The following is a 17,374-nucleotide window of genomic DNA, read 5'->3' as shown; positions in this document are numbered from 1 at the left end:
TTGCACCTGGGTCTTTCTGGTATAAAGCAGCGCTCTTTTCTAGGGGCCCGGTTCCTTCGCTTGTAGGTGTAGCCGGTAAGACCCTAAAGAAACGCGGCGCCTGGCGCCAAATGACTGAGAGATTAAGCGGCCAACCCATGCCGGGTTGGGCATGTGGTTTTAGAGGGCTGAGGCATGTCGAGAGTCTGTCAAGTTACCGGTAAGGGTCCGGTGACTGGGAATAACATTTCCCACGCAAATAACAAAACCCGTCGTCGTTTCCTGCCGAACCTGCAGCATCACCGCTTCTGGGTTGAAGAAGAGAAACGTTTCGTCCGTCTGCGCGTATCTGCCAAAGGCATGCGCATCATCGACAAGCGTGGCATCACTGTCGTGCTGGCTGAATTGCGCCGCGCTGGCACAATCTAAGGAGCTATATCATGCGTGAATTGATTCGAATGATCTCTAGCGCCGGTACTGGTCACTTCTACACTACCGACAAGAACAAGCGTACTACCCCGGACAAGCTCGAAAAGAAAATGTTCGACCCGCGCGTTCGTAAGCACGTGATCTACAAAGAAGGCAAAATCAAGTAATTGATTTTCCTCCTTGTGAAAAAAAGCCCGTATCTCACGATCCGGGCTTTTTTTTGCCTACTGTCCCGTCCTGAATAAGGTTTACACCTTCTGACCTATCTTCAGGAGGAGCCAATGGATGCGGGCAAAAGGCGAAGCCAGCGTGACTACACGCTAGCCTTTAAATTATCGGTCGTAGACCAGGTCGAAAAGGGCGAGTTGAGTTATAAAGAGGCTCAACGGCGCTACGGCATTCAGGGCCGGTCCACGGTACTGGTCTGGCTGCGCAAGCACGGCCGGCAGGACTGGAGTCAGGGCGCCTCAATTCGAGAACCGAGGAGCAGGTCCATGACTGAGCCACCCCTCCCGCTAACACCCGAGCAGCGGATCAAAGAGCTCGAAGAGCAGTTGGCGCTAAGCAACCAGAAAGCGCAGTTCTTCGAAGCCGTCGTGAATGTTCTGAAGAATGACTACGGTGTTTCTGTCGTAAAAAAGCGACCCGGCAAGTCCTCTCGCAAGGGCAAATCCAAGACCTGAGCATCACCAGGGCTTGCCTGTTCATGGGCATTTCGCGCCAAGCATATTACCAACGAAATCGGGCTTTCGACGCGAGGGCTCGCCAAGATCAAGAGGTGATGGACTTTGTTCTTGAAAAGCGCCGACGCCAGCCACGGATCGGCACGCGCAAGCTGCATTACCTGATGAGCGTCGAATTTGGCGCATCAGTGCAGGTCGGCAGAGACCGCCTGTTCAGCATCCTGCGCAACGCTCGAGAACTGGTTGTGCGCAAACGGGCTTACCACAAAACGACGGACAGCCATCACCGCTTTCGCCGCCATCCTAACCTGCTCAAAGCGGGCCAGAAGCAGATCGTACCCAACAGACCAGAGCAGGTGTGGGTTGCAGACATAACCTACCTGCCGACACAGGAAAGCGTGGCTTATGTGAGCCTGGTGACAGACGCTTACTCGCGCAAGATCGTAGGCCATCATGTGCATGCGAGTTTGCATACCGAGTCGGTGATCAAAGCGATGGAAAAGGCAGTTGGTGAACGCCAAACCACGCTTCCACTAATCCATCATTCAGACCGCGGAGCCCAATACTGCTCTGAGCTTTATCAGCGCTTGCACGCCAGTCATGGCATCAGATGCTCGATGACCGACGGCTATGACTGCTACCAGAATGCTCTGGCGGAACGGATAAACGGCATTTTGAAGACCGAGTTTCTGCTGTATCGCCCTAAAAATCTGGCGGATGCAGTGAAGATGGTGGGTGAGTCGGTGCTGATCTACAACGGGGAAAGGCCACACATGTCCCTGAAATACAAAACGCCCGATGCGGTGCATCGAGCGTTTTGAGACTGAAACAGGTGTAAACCTATTTCAGGACTAGACATACGATCTGCCGGTCAGGCTTTCTGCTCAAACACCACGTAGATCTTGCGGCACGGTTCCAGCACTTCCCAGGTCCCGCTGAACCCGGCGGGGATCACAAAACGGTCGCCAGCGCGCAGGGTCTTGGCGTTGCCATCGGCATCACGCAGTACTGAAACACCCTGCACAATCTCGCAGTACTCATGCTCGGTGTAGTTGACCTTCCAGTGCCCGACTTCACCTTCCCAGACTCCAGCGCTCATCTGTCCACACGGGCTGTTGTAGTGGTTGTAGATCGTCTGCTCGGGGTCACCCTTGAGGATCTTTTCGGCGGCAGGGCGGTAGCGCTCGGCGGCGGTCTTGGCTTGGCTGAAGTCGACGATATCCTGGATGCTCATGTGCGTGTCCCGTCTGGCCTGCGGTTGGAGAGCCCAAAGTCTATGTTTATTAAAATGAACATCGCAAGGGCGTTTACTGGCGTTATGTCAAATATATTGAAACATCCCCAGCCGCTGGTTTAGGGTGGCAGCTGCCTTGCGCCGAACCATTGGCTGGCGGGCAAGAATTCTTTAAGGCTGCCGTGGGACATCCCCTGGCCCTTGTATTCAATAAGAGGAGGACACTCGCATGACCACCCTGACCCGTGCCGACTGGGAACAACGCGCCAAGGATCTGAAGATCGAAGGCCGTGCCTACATCAATGGCGAGTACACTGCCGCTGTTTCCGGTGATACCTTCGAATGCATCAGCCCGGTCGATGGCCGCCTGCTGGCAACCGTTGCGAGCTGCGACGCCGCCGATGCTCAGCGCGCCGTCGAAAACGCGCGTGCCACCTTCAATTCCGGTGTGTGGTCGCGCCTGGCGCCGGCCAAACGCAAATCCGCCATGCTCCGTTTCGCCGCATTGCTCAAGGCCAATGCCGAAGAGCTGGCGCTGCTCGAAACCCTGGACATGGGCAAGCCTATCAGCGACTCCCTGAACATCGACGTACCCGGCGCGGCGAATGCCCTGAGCTGGAGCGGCGAAGCGATCGACAAGATCTACGACGAAGTCGCGGCTACCCCGCATGACCAGTTGGGTCTGGTGACGCGTGAGCCGGTCGGTGTTGTCGGCGCCATCGTGCCGTGGAACTTCCCTCTGATGATGGCTTGCTGGAAACTCGGCCCGGCGCTGTCCACCGGTAACTCGGTGATCCTCAAACCGTCTGAAAAGTCCCCACTGACCGCCATCCGTATCGCCGCCTTGGCCGTTGAGGCCGGCATTCCAAAAGGCGTTTTCAACGTACTGCCGGGCTACGGTCACACCGTCGGCAACGCGCTGGCGCTGCACATGGACGTCGATACCCTGGTGTTCACCGGTTCCACCAAGATCGCCAAGCAACTGTTGATCCGCTCCGGCGAATCGAACATGAAGCGCGTGTGGCTGGAAGCTGGCGGCAAGAGCCCGAACATCGTGTTTGCCGATGCGCCGGACCTGCAAGCCGCCGCCGAGTCCGCCGCTGGCGCCATTGCCTTCAACCAGGGCGAAGTCTGCACCGCGGGTTCGCGTCTGCTGGTGGAGCGCTCCATCAAGGACAAATTCCTGCCGCTGGTGATCGAGGCCCTCAAGGGCTGGAAGCCAGGTAATCCACTGGACCCGGCCACCAACGTGGGCGCGCTGGTAGATACTCAGCAAATGAACACCGTGCTCTCGTACATCGAAGCCGGCCATGCCGATGGCGCCAAGTTGGTTGCCGGTGGCAAGCGCACGCTGGAAGAAACCGGTGGTACTTACGTCGAGCCGACGATTTTCGACGGTGTGACCAATGCGATGAAGATCGCCCAGGAAGAGATCTTTGGCCCGGTCCTGTCAGTGATCACCTTCGACAGCGCCGAGGAAGCGATCGCCATCGCCAACGACACCCAATACGGCCTGGCCGCGGCGGTGTGGACGGCGGATATCTCCAAGGCGCACCTGACCGCCAAAGCCCTGCGCGCCGGTAGTGTGTGGGTCAACCAATACGACGGCGGCGACATGACCGCGCCATTCGGTGGCTTCAAGCAGTCGGGCAACGGTCGCGACAAGTCGCTGCATGCGTTCGACAAGTACACCGAGCTGAAGGCGACCTGGATCAAGCTCTAAGCAACACCGCAGGCCAAATGTGGGAGCGGGCTTGCTCGCGAATGCGGTATGACAGTCACGCATGCATTGACTGATACGCCGCTTTCGTGAGCAAGTCCGCTCCCGCACTGTTTTGTGTGATCAAAAAAATTTATCCACAGGAGCGTGGAAATGCGTTGGGCGACTTATTTTGCCGTCCTGGCTTCGGTGCTCAGCGTCGGTTTGGCCTTGGGCGTCAGCATGCCGCTGGTGTCCCTGCGCCTCGAAAGTTGGGGCTATGGCAGTTTCGCCATCGGCGTGATGGCGGCGATGCCTGCTTTTGGTGTGCTGCTCGGTGCGAAGGTCTCCAGTCGCATGGCCTCTTGGCTGGGCACCGCCAACCTGATGCGCCTGTGCCTGTGGGCGGGCGCGGTGTCTATCGGCTTGCTGGCGATCCTGCCCAGCTATCCGGTCTGGCTGATGCTGAGGCTGATGATCGGGGTGATCCTGACTATCGTGTTTATCCTGGGCGAAAGCTGGATCAACCAATTGGTAGTGGAGCAGTGGCGCGGTCGGCTGGTGGCGTTGTATGGCTGCAGTTATGCCTTGAGCCAGCTGTCGGGCCCGTTGCTGCTGGGCTTGATCGGCACCGACCATGATTACGGCTTCTGGGTCGGCGTGGGCTTGTTGGTAGTGGCGCCATTCCTGTTGCTGGGCCGTTCTGGCGCGCCCACCGCCGAGTCCTTCAGCGTGACCTTTGCGCAACTGTGGCGCTTCTGCCTGAGCCTGCCCGCGATTGCCTGGGCGGTGGCCTTGTTCGCTGCCTTCGAGGCGATGATTCTGACGTTGTTGCCGGTGTATTGCCTGCAACAAGGCTTCACTGCCGAAATTGCCCTGGCCATGGTCAGCACCGTGGTGGTCGGCGATGCGCTGCTGCAGTTGCCCATCGGCGCACTGGCCGACTACCTGCCGCGGCGCACGTTGTTTCTGGTATGTGCCGTGCTGTTGCTGGCGTCAAGCCTGGCCATTCCGTTGTTGATGCATACGCCGCTGATCTGGCCGGTATGGGTCGTGTTCGGTGCGAGTGCGGGTGGCTTGTTTACCCTGTCACTGATCCTGATCGGCGAGCGTTATCGCGACGATGCGCTGGTGCGCGCCAATGCCCATGTTGCGCAACTGTGGGGGATCGGTTGCCTGGTCGGCCCGCTGGTGGCAGGTGCGGGCAGCCAGTGGATCAGCGGGCATGCATTGCCGTTGCTGATGGCGGCCGGTGCGTTGGGCTTGGTGCTGTTGTTGCTGCGCCAGGGAGCATTCGGGGCGGCGCAACCGGCCTAGAGCATGCGCTCCAGGCCAACGCTGGTAGCGAACCAGGCATTGAACCTTCGCCACCAACTGCCTGGCTCGCGGGTCAGGGTGTGCAGTTGGCCGTTATCTTCGGTCACCCACACCACTTGGCCATCCTGCAGTTTCGCCTCATAGCTCAAGGGCGGCGCCATGCCTTGCAGCGCCAGGTTGCGTACGTGTTCGGCCAATTCAGGGCTGTCCACCAGCACACCCACTTCGGTGTTCCACAGCACCGAACGAGGGTCGAAGTTGAATGAGCCGATAAACGATTTCTCCCGATCAAAGATCATCGCTTTGCTGTGCAAGCTGGAGTCCGAGCCGCGGAAGGTGCCGCGCCGGAACAGGTGCGGGCCGCTGCCGGCGCTGGGGTCACCGGGTTGGCGACGCAATTCGTAGAGCTTCACGCCATGCTCCAGCAACGCCTTGCGATAAGGTGCATAACCACCGTGTACGGCAGGCACGTCCGTGGCTTCCAGTGAATTGGTCAGCAGACTGACGGACACACCCGCATCGGCACGTCCGGTCAGGTACACCAGCCCAGGTTGCCCTGGCACGAAGTACGCTGAGATCATCATCAACTCGTGATTGACACCCTCTAACTCCGGCGCCAGTTGCGTGGTGAGCAACAACCGAGGATCCGGGTCGGCCTTGGCCAGCACTTTGCTCGGCGCGTCCCACAGCGCCTGGTTCCAGGCCCAGATCAGCTCGCGGCGCCAGGTGTCCATGCGCGGTTGGGTCTGGTAGGTGCGCAAGCGGTTGTACAGCGCATGGTTCTGCTGGCGCGATTCGGCCAGCGACGTTTCCAGGCGCACGCGCGCGGCGGCGAGGTCGCCTTTGGAGGGCGTATTGGAGACGAAGTCATCGATGGGCTTGCTCAGGGCGCTGTTCCAATACTGATCGAAACTGTGACCCAGCTGCTCGGCGACTGGCCCCACGCTAAGCATGTCGATGTCGGTAAAGTTCAGGTTGGGCTCGGCGTCGAAATACTCATCCCCCAGGTTGCGTCCGCCGACGATGGCCACACTGTTGTCCGCCAGCCAAAGCTTGTTGTGCATGCGCCGATGTTGCAGCGACAGGTTGAACAGACGGCCCATGGCCCGCGTGACGCCCGTGCTGCGCCCCAGGTGCAGGGGGTTGAACAGGCGGATCTCGATCTTGGGATGGGTGGCGAGGGTGGCGATGATCTGGTCGAGGCCGTCGCTGGTGGTGTCATCCAGCAGGATGCGCACGCGCACGCCACGGTCGGCAGCCTTGAGCAGTTCGTCCACCAGCATGCGCGTGCTGATGCCGTCGTGCACGATGTAGTACTGCAGGTCGAGGCTGGTCTGGGCGTTACGGATCAGCTCGGCGCGGGCCATGAAAGCTTCACTGCTGTTTGGCAGCAGGCGAAAGCCGGAGCGGCCTTGATAAGGCGCCGCCTGTGCCTGGATCGAGCGGCCGAACGACGATTGCGCGGCGGGCAGGGCGTCGCTGGGGATGCGCGGTGTGCTCACTGTGGCGCAGCCGCCCAGGGTCAGGGCTCCCAACAGGAAAAACGGTAATAGCCGTTGGATCATCAAGGGAGTTGCTTCCAGATCAGGGCGGTTGTCGGCATATGACGGCAAATTCCCGCGAAAGGTCAGTCGCCGGCCTCGGCCAGCATCTTGATTGCGGCAGCACCCACCTTGCGCACGGCTTCTTCAATCTGCGGGGTTGGCTTGGCAGCGTAGTTCATGCGCAGGCAGTTCCGGTATTTGCCCGACGCCGAAAAGATACTGCCTACAGCTACCTGTACGCCTTGTTCAACCAGGGTGCGGTTGAGCTTGAGTGTATCGAAGCCTTCCGGCAGCTCGATCCAGAGCATGAAACTGCCTTGAGGCCGGCTGGCGCGGGTGCCTGCCGGGAAGTAGCGGCTGACCCAGTCGATCATCAAATCGCGATTGCGCTGGTATTGGGTGCGCATCCTCCGCAAATGCGGTTCGAAGTGGCCGCCTTTGAGAAACTCTGCAATGGCGATCTGCGGTTGTGTCGCTGTGGAGCCGGTGCTGATGTACTTCATGTGCAGCACCCGTTCGAGGTATCGGCCCGGCGCGACCCAACCGATGCGCAAACCTGGCGCCAGGGTTTTCGAGAATGAGCTGCACAGCAATACACGGCCGTCTTCGTCGAAGGACTTGATAGTGCGCGGGCGTGGGTAGCTGAAGGCCAGCTCGCCGTACACATCGTCTTCGATGATTGCCACGTCAAAGCGCTGGGCCAGAGTCAGCAGTGCCTTTTTACGTGCCTCGGGCATGATGTAACCCAAGGGGTTGTTGCAGTTGGGGGTCAACTGGATGACCTTGATCGGCCACTGTTCCAGCGCCAGTTCCAGGGCTTCGAGGCTGATGCCGGTGATCGGGTCGGTGGGAATCTCCAGGGCTTTCATGCCCAGGCCCTTGAGGGTCTGCATGGCGCCGTGGAAGCTCGGCGAGTCCACCGCGACGATGTCACCAGGCTCGCAGATCGCATGGATGCTGGCGGACAGCGCCTCATGGCAGCCAGTGGTGATCACGATGTCCTCGGCCGTCAGCTGGCAGCCGGAATCCAATGACAGACGGGCGATTTGCTCGCGCAATTCCATACAACCGAGGATGTTGTCGTAATATAGGCCGGGCAGATCCTGGCGGCGGCTCACGCGGGCAAGGCTGCGCAGCAGCGGCTTCATGGTCGGCGACAATACATCCGGCATGCCGCGCCCCATCTGTATGACATCTTTGCGCGGTACTGCGCGAATCAGCTCCAGTACCTGGTCCCACTGGGATATCTCCACGGGCCGCTGTGCCGGACGGCCGACTTCAGGCAGGGCCGGCAACTCGCGACCGACCGGCACGAAATAGCCGGATTTCGGCTTGGGCATCGCCAGGCCGTTGTCTTCCAGCAAGCGGTAGGCCTGCTGCACGGTGCTCAGGCTGACCCCGTGTTCCACACTCAAGGCCCGTACTGAAGGCAGCCTGTCTCCGGGGCGATAAAAGCCCTGTTCGATGCGGGTACCCAGCAGTTCGGCGAGGTTCATGTACAGGGTCATGGCGTTCGCTCCCGGGAAACCATTGCAGATAGGCAGAAAATACAGGATTCAGCCGCCCATAGGCAGTATCTGTATGGATTTAATAAAAACGGGTTGAATCTGTAATGGTTTTTGCTCTGTGCCCATGCTTGTCACTCAAGGCAATACTGCAAATGAGGGCAAGAAAATGAACGGCATGAGCGATGTGCGGCTGGCGTTGCACAGTCAGGAACTGGAAGCCGGGCAGGGGCGTGCGACGGTGCCGCGGGATATCAGTCGCTGGGATCTGTTCTGGCACCGCCGCCACACACGCAAGGCGTTGCTGCATCTGACCTGCGAGCAACTACGGGATGTTGGGTTGACCGCCGAACAAGCGCGCCAGGAAGGGTTGAAACCCTTCTGGCGCGACTGAATCACACCAACTCTTTGAGGCGGTGCCAGAGCATTCCCAACGCCAGCAGCGGCGAGCGCAGATGCTTGCCGCCGGGGAAGGTGATATGCGGCACCCGGGCGAACAGGTCGAAGCGCCCCTGTTGCTGGCCACTGATGGCTTCGGCCAGCAGCTTGCCCGCCAGGTGGGTGGCGTTGAGGCCATGGCCGGCGTATGCCTGGGCGTAATACACGTTGGCTTGGTCGGCCAGGCGGCCAATCTGCGGCAAGCGGTTGGCGCCGATGCCGATCATGCCGCCCCATTGGTAATCGATTTTCACACCGGCCAATTGCGGGAACACCTGGAGCATTTTCGGACGCATGTACGCGCCGATGTCCTTGGGATCGCGACCGGAATAGTGACAGGCGCCGCCAAACAGTAGGCGACGGTCGGCGGACAGCCGGAAATAGTCCACCGTGACACGCTGGTCGCACACAGCCATGTTCTGCGGCAACAGGTTGACGGCCTGGGCTTCGCTCAATGGTTCGGTGGCAATGATGTAGCTGCCGGCGGGCAACACTTTGCCGCTCAAGTGCGGGTTGAGGCCATTGAGGTAGGCATTGCACGCCAGGACCAAGGTCGTGGCGCGCACGTTTCCCTGGGCGGTGTGTAGGTTGACCTCGGGGCCGTAGTCGATGCGGGTGACTTCGGACTGCTCGAACAGCTGCACGCCCAGTTGCTGCGCGGCGGCGGCTTCACCCAGGGCCAGGTTCAGCGGGTGCAGGTGGCCGGAGCCCATGTCGATCATGCCGCCCACGTAGCGGTCTGAACCGATCACGCTGCTCATTTCGTTGGCTTGCAGCAGGCGTACCTCGTGGCGATAACCCAGGCCGCGCAGCTCTTCGGCGTCTTCGGCCAGGCCTTGCAAGTCGCGGGGCTTGTTGGCGAGGTCGCAGTAACCCCAGGTCAGGTCGCAGGGAATCTGAAAGCGTGCGACGCGCTCACGCACGATCTCCACGGCCTCCAGGCCCATCAGCTTCATCTGGCGCACGCCATCGCTGCCGATCACATTGGCGAACTGGTCCAGACCGTGGCCGACACCACGAATCAGCTGGCCGCCGTTGCGGCCGCTGGCACCCCAGGCGATCTTGCGCGCTTCCAGCAACACCACGCTGAAACCCCGTTCGGCCAGCTCCAGTGCCGTATTCAGCCCAGAGAAACCACCGCCGACCACGCACACATCCGCCGTCACCTCGCCCGTCAACACCGGGTAATCGGGCTGCAGGACACTGCTGGCGGTGTAATAGGACGTGGTGTGCCGGGCGCTGGCGGTCATGGGGAGCATCCCTGTTTGGAAAATTTGACGCAGGATACAGCGGTCAGACGAAGCTGTCTGCGCAGGGCGTTTTGCGGCAGAATCCACCTCTATTCGCTGTTCGGTATGTGTTTCGATGAGTTGCAACAGTCAGAAAATCAGCGCGCTGCGCCGGCAGATTCCTTCGTTCGAGTGTGTCCCCGGTTGCCACGACTGCTGTGGGCCGGTGACCACCTCGCCCGAGGAAATGTCGCGCCTGCCGCGCAAGACCGCCGCCGAGCAGGACGCGGCCATGGATGAACTGAACTGCGTACACCTGGGGCCCAACGGCTGCACGGTATACGACGAGCGACCGCTGATCTGTCGACTGTTCGGCACCACCAAGACCTTGCCGTGCCCGAATGGGCGGCGGCCGGTGGAGCTGATTCACCCAAGGGTGGAAAAGCAGATCCACGAATACATGACGAGCACCCGGCAGGTGCTGGTGTAACGGCTGGACTCAGTTAGTCGTTAGTCAGGGATAGGCAAATTCAAGCTCTCTTTCACCTCTTCCATCACGATATAGCTCTTGGACTCCCGCACATGGGGCAGCTTGAGCAGGATATCGCCCAGCAATTTGCGGTACGACGCCATCTCGGAAATCCGCGCTTTCACCAGGTAGTCAAAGTCGCCCGAGACCAAGTGGCACTCCAGCACATGGGGCAATTTCAGCACCGCGCGGCGAAACTCCTCAAAAGTGTCGCCAGACTTGTAATCGAGGCTGATCTCGACAAATACCAGCAAACTACCCTTCAAATGCTGGGGATTGAGCCGTGCGTTGTAGCCCATGATGATCCCTTCACGCTCCAGCCGACGCACGCGTTCCGTGCAGGGCGTCGTCGACAGCCCGACCTTCTCCCCCAACTCCGTGAACGAAATACGCCCGTCGGTTTGCAGGAGGCGCAGGATGTTGCGGTCGATCTTGTCCAGCTCCCGCTTGGTCTGGGTGTTGGTACGCATAGGGGATACGCCTCTGTGAAAAGGGTTTTTGCCGAGAATTGTCGCCAAATATAGGCAGTTATATAGTGAAATGCACTGGCCATTGTTTTTTACACTGCGCTCATCATTGCTCGAACAATACGTCAGCGGCCATGCCCGCGATGAGGATATAAAAATGCGCGTTCTGGTCTTGGGTAGCGGCGTCATTGGTGTGACCAGTGCCTATTATTTGGCGCGGGCTGGCTTTGAAGTGGTCGTCGTCGACCGTCAGCCCACCGCTGCCATGGAAACCAGCTTCGCCAACGCCGGCCAGGTTTCCCCTGGTTATGCTTCGCCATGGGCCGCGCCGGGCGTACCGCTCAAGGCCATCAAATGGCTGCTGCAGCGCCACGCGCCGCTGGCGATCAAGGCCACCGCCGATATCGACCAATACCTGTGGATGGCGCAGATGCTGCGCAACTGCACGGCCAGCCGTTACGCGGTTAACAAGGAGCGCATGGTGCGTCTGTCCGAGTACAGCCGCGACTGCCTCGACGAACTTCGCGCGGAAACCGGCATTGCCTACGAAGGCCGCAGCCTGGGGACGACCCAACTGTTCCGCACCCAGGCGCAGCTGGATGGCGCGGCCAAGGACATCGCCGTATTGAAAGAGTCCGGTGTGCCATTCGAAGTGCTCGACCGCGCCGGCATCGCCCGCGTCGAGCCGGCCCTGGCCAGCGTCACCGATATCCTTGCCGGTGCCTTGCGCCTGCCGAACGACCAGACCGGCGACTGCCAGATGTTCACCACCCGCTTGGCCGATATGTGCAAGCAACTGGGTGTGGAGTTCCGCTTCGAACAGGACATCCAGCGCCTCGACTACGCCGGTGACCGCATCAACGGTGTGTGGATCGACGGCAAGCTGGAAACCGCTGATCGCTACGTACTGGCCCTCGGCAGTTACTCGCCGAAATTGCTCAAGCCGTTGGGGATCAAGGCACCGGTGTACCCGCTCAAGGGCTATTCGTTGACCGTGCCGATCACCAATCCGGCGATGGCGCCGACCTCGACCATTCTCGACGAGACCTACAAGGTCGCGATCACCCGTTTCGACAACCGCATCCGCGTTGGCGGCATGGCTGAAATAGCCGGTTTTGACCTGTCGCTGAATCCGCGTCGACGCGAAACCCTGGAGATGATCGTCAACGACCTTTATCCTCAGGGCGGCGATTTGACCGAAGCCACTTTCTGGACTGGCCTGCGCCCGACCACCCCCGATGGCACGCCGATTGTCGGTGCCACTCCGTTCAAGAACCTGTTTCTGAATACCGGCCACGGCACCCTCGGTTGGACCATGGCCTGTGGCTCCGGTCGCTTGCTGGCTGACCTGATGGCCAGGAAAACGCCGCAGATCAGCGCTGAAGGCCTCGATATTTCCCGTTATGGCAACCACCAGGAGTCCGCACAACATGTCAATCCAGCGCCAGCTCACCAATGAGCGCATGAGCCAGATCGTTGTCCACAGCGGTACCGTGTATCTGGCCGGGCAAGTCGGCGACGACATGAACGCCGGAATTGAACAGCAGACCCGTGAAACCCTGGCCAATATCGAGCGGTTGCTGGACCTGGCCGGGACTGACAAGAGCAAGCTGCTGTCGGTGACGATCTACCTGAAAGACATCGACGCGGATTTCGCTGGCATGAACGCAGTGTGGGACAAGTGGCTGCCCAAAGGTGTTGCGCCGGCCCGTGCCACGGTTGAAGCCAAGCTGTGCGAACCGGAAATCCTGGTAGAGCTGTCCGTCGTGGCGGCCTTGCCTTAAACAACGATCCCTCTCTCGGTGCCGGTATTGTCGGTCGGTACCGGTTTTTCTTCACTCTGCCGTCTAGAAGCCTGCCGCCATGCGTCCTGCCCGTGCCCTGATTGATCTCCAAGCCCTGCGCCACAACTACCAATTGGCTCGTGAAGTCACGGGGGCCAAGGCCCTTGCCGTGATCAAGGCCGATGCCTACGGACATGGCGCCGTGCGTGTGGCTCAGGCGTTGGAAGGCGAAGCAGATGGGTTCGCCGTGGCATGCATCGAGGAAGCCTTGGAGCTACGTGCCGCCGGAATCCGTGCGCCGGTGCTGTTGCTGGAAGGTTTTTTCGAGGCCGACGAACTGCCGCTGATCATCGAGCATGATTTCTGGTGCGTAGTGCATTCGCTGTGGCAGCTGGAGGCCATTGAACAGGCCCAACTGAGCAAGCCACTGGCTATCTGGCTCAAGCTCGACTCGGGCATGCACCGCGTTGGCTTGCATCCGAAGGATTATCACGAGGCCTACCAACGCCTGCTGGCCAGCGGCAAAGTCGCCAAAATCGTCCTGATGAGCCATTTTGCGCGCGCTGATGAACTCGACTGCGTGCGCAGTGATGAACAGGTGGCCGTGTTTGAAGCGGCGCGCCAGGGCTTGTCGGCCGAGGTCAGCCTGCGCAACTCGCCGTCAGTGATGGGCTGGCCGAATGTGTCCAGCGACTGGGTACGCCCCGGCATCATGCTCTATGGCGCCACGCCTTTTGGTGAAGACCAGGCTGTGGCCGCTCGTTTGCAGCCGGTGATGACGCTGGAATCCAAGGTGATCTGTGTACGGGAATTGCCGGCCGGCGAACCGGTGGGCTACGGTGCCAAGTTCATTACGCCGAAACCCATGCGTATCGGCGTGGTTGCCATGGGTTATGCCGATGGCTACCCACGTCACGCGCCGACGGGTACGCCTGTACTGGTGGCCGGGCAACGCAGCCATTTGCTGGGCCGCGTGTCCATGGACATGCTGTGCATCGACTTGACGGACGTGCCTCAGGCCGGGCTCGGCTCCACGGTGGAACTGTGGGGCAAAAACATCCTTGCCAGTGATGTCGCGGTCGCCGCCGAGACCATTCCCTACCAGTTGTTCTGCAACCTGCGCCGCGTGCCAAGGCTCTATTCCGACGTTTGATCGCCGGGCACGAATACAACCGCCCAGGATTTAGGCCCAAGTGTTGTAAATACTGAACGCTGTCGCCATGATAACGCTCAATTACAACAAAGCCTGAATCCTAGGAGGCACCTGCATTGGACGTCGGCGAACGACTGCAATCCATCCGTAAACTGAAGGGTCTTTCCCAGCGCGAGCTCGCCAAGCGCGCGGGTGTCACCAACAGCACCATTTCGATGATCGAAAAAAACAGTGTCAGCCCCTCGATCAGCTCCTTACGCAAGGTGCTGGGCGGCATCCCTATGTCCATGGTCGAGTTCTTTTCCGAGGAGATCCTCCAGGAAATACCGACACAGATCGTCTATAAAGCCAATGAGCTGATCGACATCTCTGACGGCGCCGTCACCATGAAACTGGTAGGTCGGGCGCACCCCAGCCGGGCGATTGCGTTTCTCAACGAAATCTACCCGCCGGGCGCCGACACGGGCGAAGAAATGCTCACCCACGAAGGCGAAGAAACCGGGATTCTGGTGGAAGGTCGCCTGGAGTTGGTGGTCGGTCTTGAAACTTTTGTGCTCGAAGCCGGCGATAGCTACTACTTTGAAAGCACCAAGCCTCATCGTTTTCGCAATCCGTTCGACGTGCCGGCGCGACTAATCAGCGCAGCCACACCCGCGAACTTTTAAGAAAAGAGGCGTCCTGCCAGCGTTGCAGAGACTCCCGTGGCTGTATCCGTGAAGCCGAATCTCCCTTTATTTAATAGGGTTGTTTCGGCCGGGCGGGCTAACCGCTATACTTTCGCCGCCTGCGAAACCGTGGCCGCAGGCGTGAATAGCCACCATTGAGGGTGAACGCGTGAACCTAATTATGAAAATGCTGGCTGCACCAGCAACCGTACTGGCCCTATGGGCTGTCAGCGCTCAAGCTGCGACCAATGACGACATTGCCAAGCGCCTGGAACCTGTCGGCCAGGTCTGCGTACAGGGTCAGGAATGCAAAGGGATGGAAGTGGCGGTCGCCGCGGGCGGCGGCGCGGCGAAGACGCCGGATGAAATCATCGCCAAGCATTGCAACGCTTGCCATGGCACCGGCCTGCTGGGCGCGCCGAAAATCGGTGACACCGCTGCCTGGAAAGAACGCGCCGACCATCAGGGCGGCCTGGACGGCATCCTGGCCAAGGCGATCACAGGCATCAACGCCATGCCACCCAAAGGCACCTGCTCAGATTGCTCGGATGATGACCTCAAAGGTGCGATCGAGAAGATGTCCGGGTTGAAATAATCCGATCTTCGCCAAAAAGCCGCTTACAAGCGGCTTTTTTGTTCCCGTGATTTGTGTTTCAGCACTGTTCTTTGCAGCAAAGACCCGGCAAGCTCGGTCCAACCCCTAATCATGGAATGTTCAGGAGGGTCGGATGGTGCAGTTGTGTTCAATCGAGCAAGCAGTTGACGATGTGCTGGAGCGGTTGCCGGCGCATATCCACATGGGCATGCCGTTGGGCTTGGGCAAGCCGAATCTGTTCGTCAACGCGCTGTACCGGCGTGTCGCCAAGTTGCCGGATCGGGCACTGACTATCTACACCGCGCTCAGCCTGGGTCGGCCGACGATGGGCGATGGCTTGCAGAAGCGCTTTCTGGAACCCTTCATCGAGCGGGTGTTTGGCGATTATCCCGAGCTGGATTTTCTGGCGGACCTGCACAAAGACAGCCTTCCGAAAAATATCCACGTACAGCAGTTCTTCATGCAGCCTGGCAGCTTGTTGCACAGCGAGTCGGCGCAGCAGGACTACGTGAGCAGCAACTACAGCCACGCTGCCCGCGACATCAACGCCGCCGGGCTGAACCTGGTCGCGCAACTGGTCGCCAGCAGCAGCGAACACCCCGATCGCCTGAGCCTGAGCTGTAACCCGGATATCACCCTCGACCTGTTGCCAATGATCGCCAAGCGCCGCGATGCCGGTGAAACCGTGCTGATTGTCGGCCAAGTCCACAGCGATTTGCCCTACATGCCCGGCGATGCCGAACTGGGCATGGACGCCTTCGATTACCTGATCGATGAAAAAGACAGCACCACGCTGTTCTCCACACCGAACATGCCGGTGGGCTTCCAAGACCACTTTATCGGCCTGCATGCCAGCACCTTGGTGCGTGATGGCGGTACCTTGCAGATCGGCATCGGCTCCATGGGGGACGCGCTGACCGCCGCGCTGCTGGCGCGCCAGGCGGACAACGAAGCCTATCGGTTGCTGCTGACTGACCTGGACGTCTATCAGTGGGCACCATTGATCAGCCGCGAAGGCGGCGTCGATCCGTTCGCCCGTGGCCTCTACGGTTGCAGCGAAATGTTCGTCAACGGCCTGTTGGTGCTGGCGGACGCGGGGATTATCCGCCGCAAGGTCTACCCGGATGTGGCAACGCAGGAACAGGCTAACGCCGGCACGCTCGACGACGCCGCGCAGCCCGACGGCATCTCGGTTCACGGCGGATTCTTCCTGGGCCCGAGGAGTTTTTACCGGCGCCTGCAGGAAATGACCCACGCCAAGCGCCTCGAATTCAACATGACCCGCATCAGCTACATCAACGAGCTGTACGGCCAGGAAGAACTCAAGCGCCTGCAACGCCTGGATGCGCGGTTTATCAACAGCGCAATTATGGTAACGCTGCTCGGTGCGGGTGTCGCCGACCAACTGGACGACGGCCGTGTGCTCAGCGGCGTGGGTGGGCAGTACAACTTTGTAGCCCAGGGTCATGCGCTTGAAGGTGCGCGCTCGATCCTGATCCTGCGCAGTTGGCGCGAGTCGGCGGGGGAGGTCAGTTCCAATATCGTCTGGGACTATGGCCACTGCACCATTCCCCGTCATCTGAGGGATATTGTCATCACCGAGTACGGAATCGCCGACTTGCGCGGTCAGACGGATGCCAAGGTGATCGAGGCGTTGCTGAACATTACTGACTCACGCTTCCAGGAAGATTTGATCGAGCAGGCGCAAAAAGCCGGCAAGTTGCCCAAGGATTTCCAGCTGGATCCGCGCTTTGCCGATAACACGCCCGTGCGGCTACAGGCTATTCAGGCGCGCCATCGTCGGTTGTTCCCGGAGTATCCGCTGGGCAGTGATTTCACTGACGAAGAGCGGGATTTGTTGCGGGCGCTGAACTGGCTCAAGAGCAAATTCAAGCTGACGGAGATTTTGGAGTTAGGCAAGGCGGCATTGGATGCGCCGGAGCCGGAGGCGTATCCGGAGCATTTGAAGCGGATGCGGTTGGATAAGCCGGAGGGGCTGAAGGAAGACCTGTATCAGCGTTTATTGCTCGCCGGCCTCCAGGCCACCGCGCACTGACAGCCAGCACAAAACCAATGTGGGAGCGGGCTTGATCGCGAACGCGGAGGTCAGTCGCTGAATCTACT

At 59.9% G+C, this 17,374-nt stretch carries 18 protein-coding genes; 13 read left to right on the top strand and 5 right to left on the bottom strand.

Features of this window, described 5'->3' with window-relative positions:
* Positions 1-174 precede the first annotated feature (174 nt).
* The 3 genes from rpmB (at position 175) to LVW35_RS28090 (ending at position 1,912) form a co-directional block, all read left to right on the top strand.
* Positions 175-408: a 50S ribosomal protein L28 gene (rpmB, locus tag LVW35_RS28100; protein ID WP_010207494.1), complete on the top strand. Its 234-nt coding sequence runs from the start codon at positions 175-177 to the stop codon at positions 406-408.
* An 11-nt stretch (positions 409-419) separates the two neighbouring features.
* Positions 420-575 carry a 50S ribosomal protein L33 gene (gene rpmG, locus LVW35_RS28095; RefSeq protein ID WP_003176906.1) on the top strand — a complete coding sequence of 52 codons (156 nt, stop codon included), beginning with the start codon at positions 420-422 and terminating at the stop codon, positions 573-575.
* A 114-nt stretch (positions 576-689) separates the two neighbouring features.
* Positions 690-1,912 (top strand): IS3 family transposase gene (locus LVW35_RS28090; protein WP_233892000.1). Its coding sequence is split into 2 segments (ribosomal slippage): positions 690-1,041 and positions 1,041-1,912, totalling 1,224 coding nucleotides; the frame shifts between segments, so codons are not numbered across the junction.
* A 50-nt stretch (positions 1,913-1,962) separates the two neighbouring features.
* On the opposite strand, the gene LVW35_RS28085 is transcribed toward LVW35_RS28090, so the two are convergent.
* Positions 1,963-2,325, bottom strand: coding sequence for a cupin domain-containing protein (locus tag LVW35_RS28085; protein ID WP_038843524.1), 363 nt, complete (start codon positions 2,323-2,325; stop codon positions 1,963-1,965).
* Positions 2,326-2,554: 229 nt separating this feature from the next.
* On the opposite strand from LVW35_RS28085, the gene LVW35_RS28080 reads away from it, so the two are divergent.
* Together LVW35_RS28080 and LVW35_RS28075 are read left to right on the top strand one after the other, a co-directional pair.
* Positions 2,555-4,048 carry an aldehyde dehydrogenase gene (locus tag LVW35_RS28080; protein ID WP_233892953.1) on the top strand — a complete coding sequence of 498 codons (1,494 nt, stop codon included), beginning with the start codon at positions 2,555-2,557 and terminating at the stop codon, positions 4,046-4,048.
* A gap of 150 nt (positions 4,049-4,198) precedes the next feature.
* Positions 4,199-5,341, top strand: a complete 1,143-nt coding sequence (locus tag LVW35_RS28075; protein ID WP_233892952.1) for an MFS transporter — start codon at positions 4,199-4,201, stop codon at positions 5,339-5,341.
* Here the strand turns inward: LVW35_RS28075 and LVW35_RS28070 are convergent.
* Together LVW35_RS28070 and LVW35_RS28065 are read right to left on the bottom strand one after the other, a co-directional pair.
* On the bottom strand, positions 5,338-6,906 hold the full coding sequence (locus tag LVW35_RS28070; RefSeq protein WP_233896560.1) for a phospholipase D family protein: 1,569 nt from the start codon (positions 6,904-6,906) through the stop codon (positions 5,338-5,340). The genes LVW35_RS28075 and LVW35_RS28070 overlap by 4 nt on opposite strands.
* 62 nt (positions 6,907-6,968) lie before the next feature.
* The gene (locus tag LVW35_RS28065; protein ID WP_233892951.1) at positions 6,969-8,393 is read right to left on the bottom strand and encodes an aminotransferase-like domain-containing protein; all 1,425 of its coding nucleotides are present in this window, start codon (positions 8,391-8,393) and stop codon (positions 6,969-6,971) included.
* Positions 8,394-8,559: 166 nt separating this feature from the next.
* On the opposite strand from LVW35_RS28065, the gene LVW35_RS28060 reads away from it, so the two are divergent.
* The gene (locus tag LVW35_RS28060) at positions 8,560-8,784 is read left to right on the top strand and encodes a DUF1127 domain-containing protein (protein ID WP_233892950.1); all 225 of its coding nucleotides are present in this window, start codon (positions 8,560-8,562) and stop codon (positions 8,782-8,784) included.
* 1 nt (position 8,785) lies between these two features.
* Here the strand turns inward: LVW35_RS28060 and LVW35_RS28055 are convergent, their stop codons facing one another.
* Entirely contained in the window at positions 8,786-10,078 is a 1,293-nt protein-coding gene (locus LVW35_RS28055; RefSeq protein ID WP_233892949.1) for an NAD(P)/FAD-dependent oxidoreductase, read from the bottom strand.
* A gap of 115 nt (positions 10,079-10,193) precedes the next feature.
* On the opposite strand from LVW35_RS28055, the gene LVW35_RS28050 reads away from it, so the two are divergent.
* Positions 10,194-10,547 carry a YkgJ family cysteine cluster protein gene (locus tag LVW35_RS28050; RefSeq protein WP_233892947.1) on the top strand — a complete coding sequence of 118 codons (354 nt, stop codon included), beginning with the start codon at positions 10,194-10,196 and terminating at the stop codon, positions 10,545-10,547.
* Between the two features lie 20 nt (positions 10,548-10,567).
* Here the strand turns inward: LVW35_RS28050 and LVW35_RS28045 are convergent, their stop codons facing one another.
* Positions 10,568-11,056: an Lrp/AsnC ligand binding domain-containing protein gene (locus LVW35_RS28045; protein WP_233892946.1), complete on the bottom strand. Its 489-nt coding sequence runs from the start codon at positions 11,054-11,056 to the stop codon at positions 10,568-10,570.
* Positions 11,057-11,210: 154 nt separating this feature from the next.
* On the opposite strand from LVW35_RS28045, the gene dadA reads away from it, so the two are divergent.
* The 6 genes from dadA to LVW35_RS28015 all read left to right on the top strand — a co-directional run bounded on the left by dadA (position 11,211) and on the right by LVW35_RS28015 (position 17,306).
* Positions 11,211-12,512 carry a D-amino acid dehydrogenase gene (gene dadA / locus LVW35_RS28040; protein WP_233892945.1) on the top strand — a complete coding sequence of 434 codons (1,302 nt, stop codon included), beginning with the start codon at positions 11,211-11,213 and terminating at the stop codon, positions 12,510-12,512.
* A complete protein-coding gene (locus LVW35_RS28035; protein ID WP_028618462.1) occupies positions 12,484-12,837 on the top strand; it encodes a RidA family protein in 354 nt (117 codons plus the stop codon). The genes dadA and LVW35_RS28035 overlap by 29 nt, the downstream gene beginning before the upstream one ends.
* 79 nt (positions 12,838-12,916) lie before the next feature.
* Complete coding sequence (gene alr / locus LVW35_RS28030; RefSeq protein ID WP_233892944.1) at positions 12,917-13,990, top strand: alanine racemase; 1,074 nt, start codon at positions 12,917-12,919, stop codon at positions 13,988-13,990.
* Positions 13,991-14,106: 116 nt separating this feature from the next.
* Positions 14,107-14,655, top strand: a complete 549-nt coding sequence (locus tag LVW35_RS28025; RefSeq protein WP_003176893.1) for a cupin domain-containing protein — start codon at positions 14,107-14,109, stop codon at positions 14,653-14,655.
* Between the two features lie 181 nt (positions 14,656-14,836).
* Positions 14,837-15,250, top strand: a complete 414-nt coding sequence (locus tag LVW35_RS28020) for a c-type cytochrome (protein WP_016975909.1) — start codon at positions 14,837-14,839, stop codon at positions 15,248-15,250.
* A gap of 133 nt (positions 15,251-15,383) precedes the next feature.
* Complete coding sequence (locus LVW35_RS28015) at positions 15,384-17,306, top strand: acetyl-CoA hydrolase/transferase C-terminal domain-containing protein (protein WP_233892943.1); 1,923 nt, start codon at positions 15,384-15,386, stop codon at positions 17,304-17,306.
* Positions 17,307-17,374: the final 68 nt, after the last annotated feature.

Origin of the sequence: Pseudomonas sp. HN11 (assembly GCF_021390155.1) — a bacterium.
In the GTDB taxonomy this organism is placed as follows: domain Bacteria; phylum Pseudomonadota; class Gammaproteobacteria; order Pseudomonadales; family Pseudomonadaceae; genus Aquipseudomonas.
Note: the sequence above shows the minus strand (reverse complement) of the source record. Positions and strands in the feature narration are given on the sequence as shown.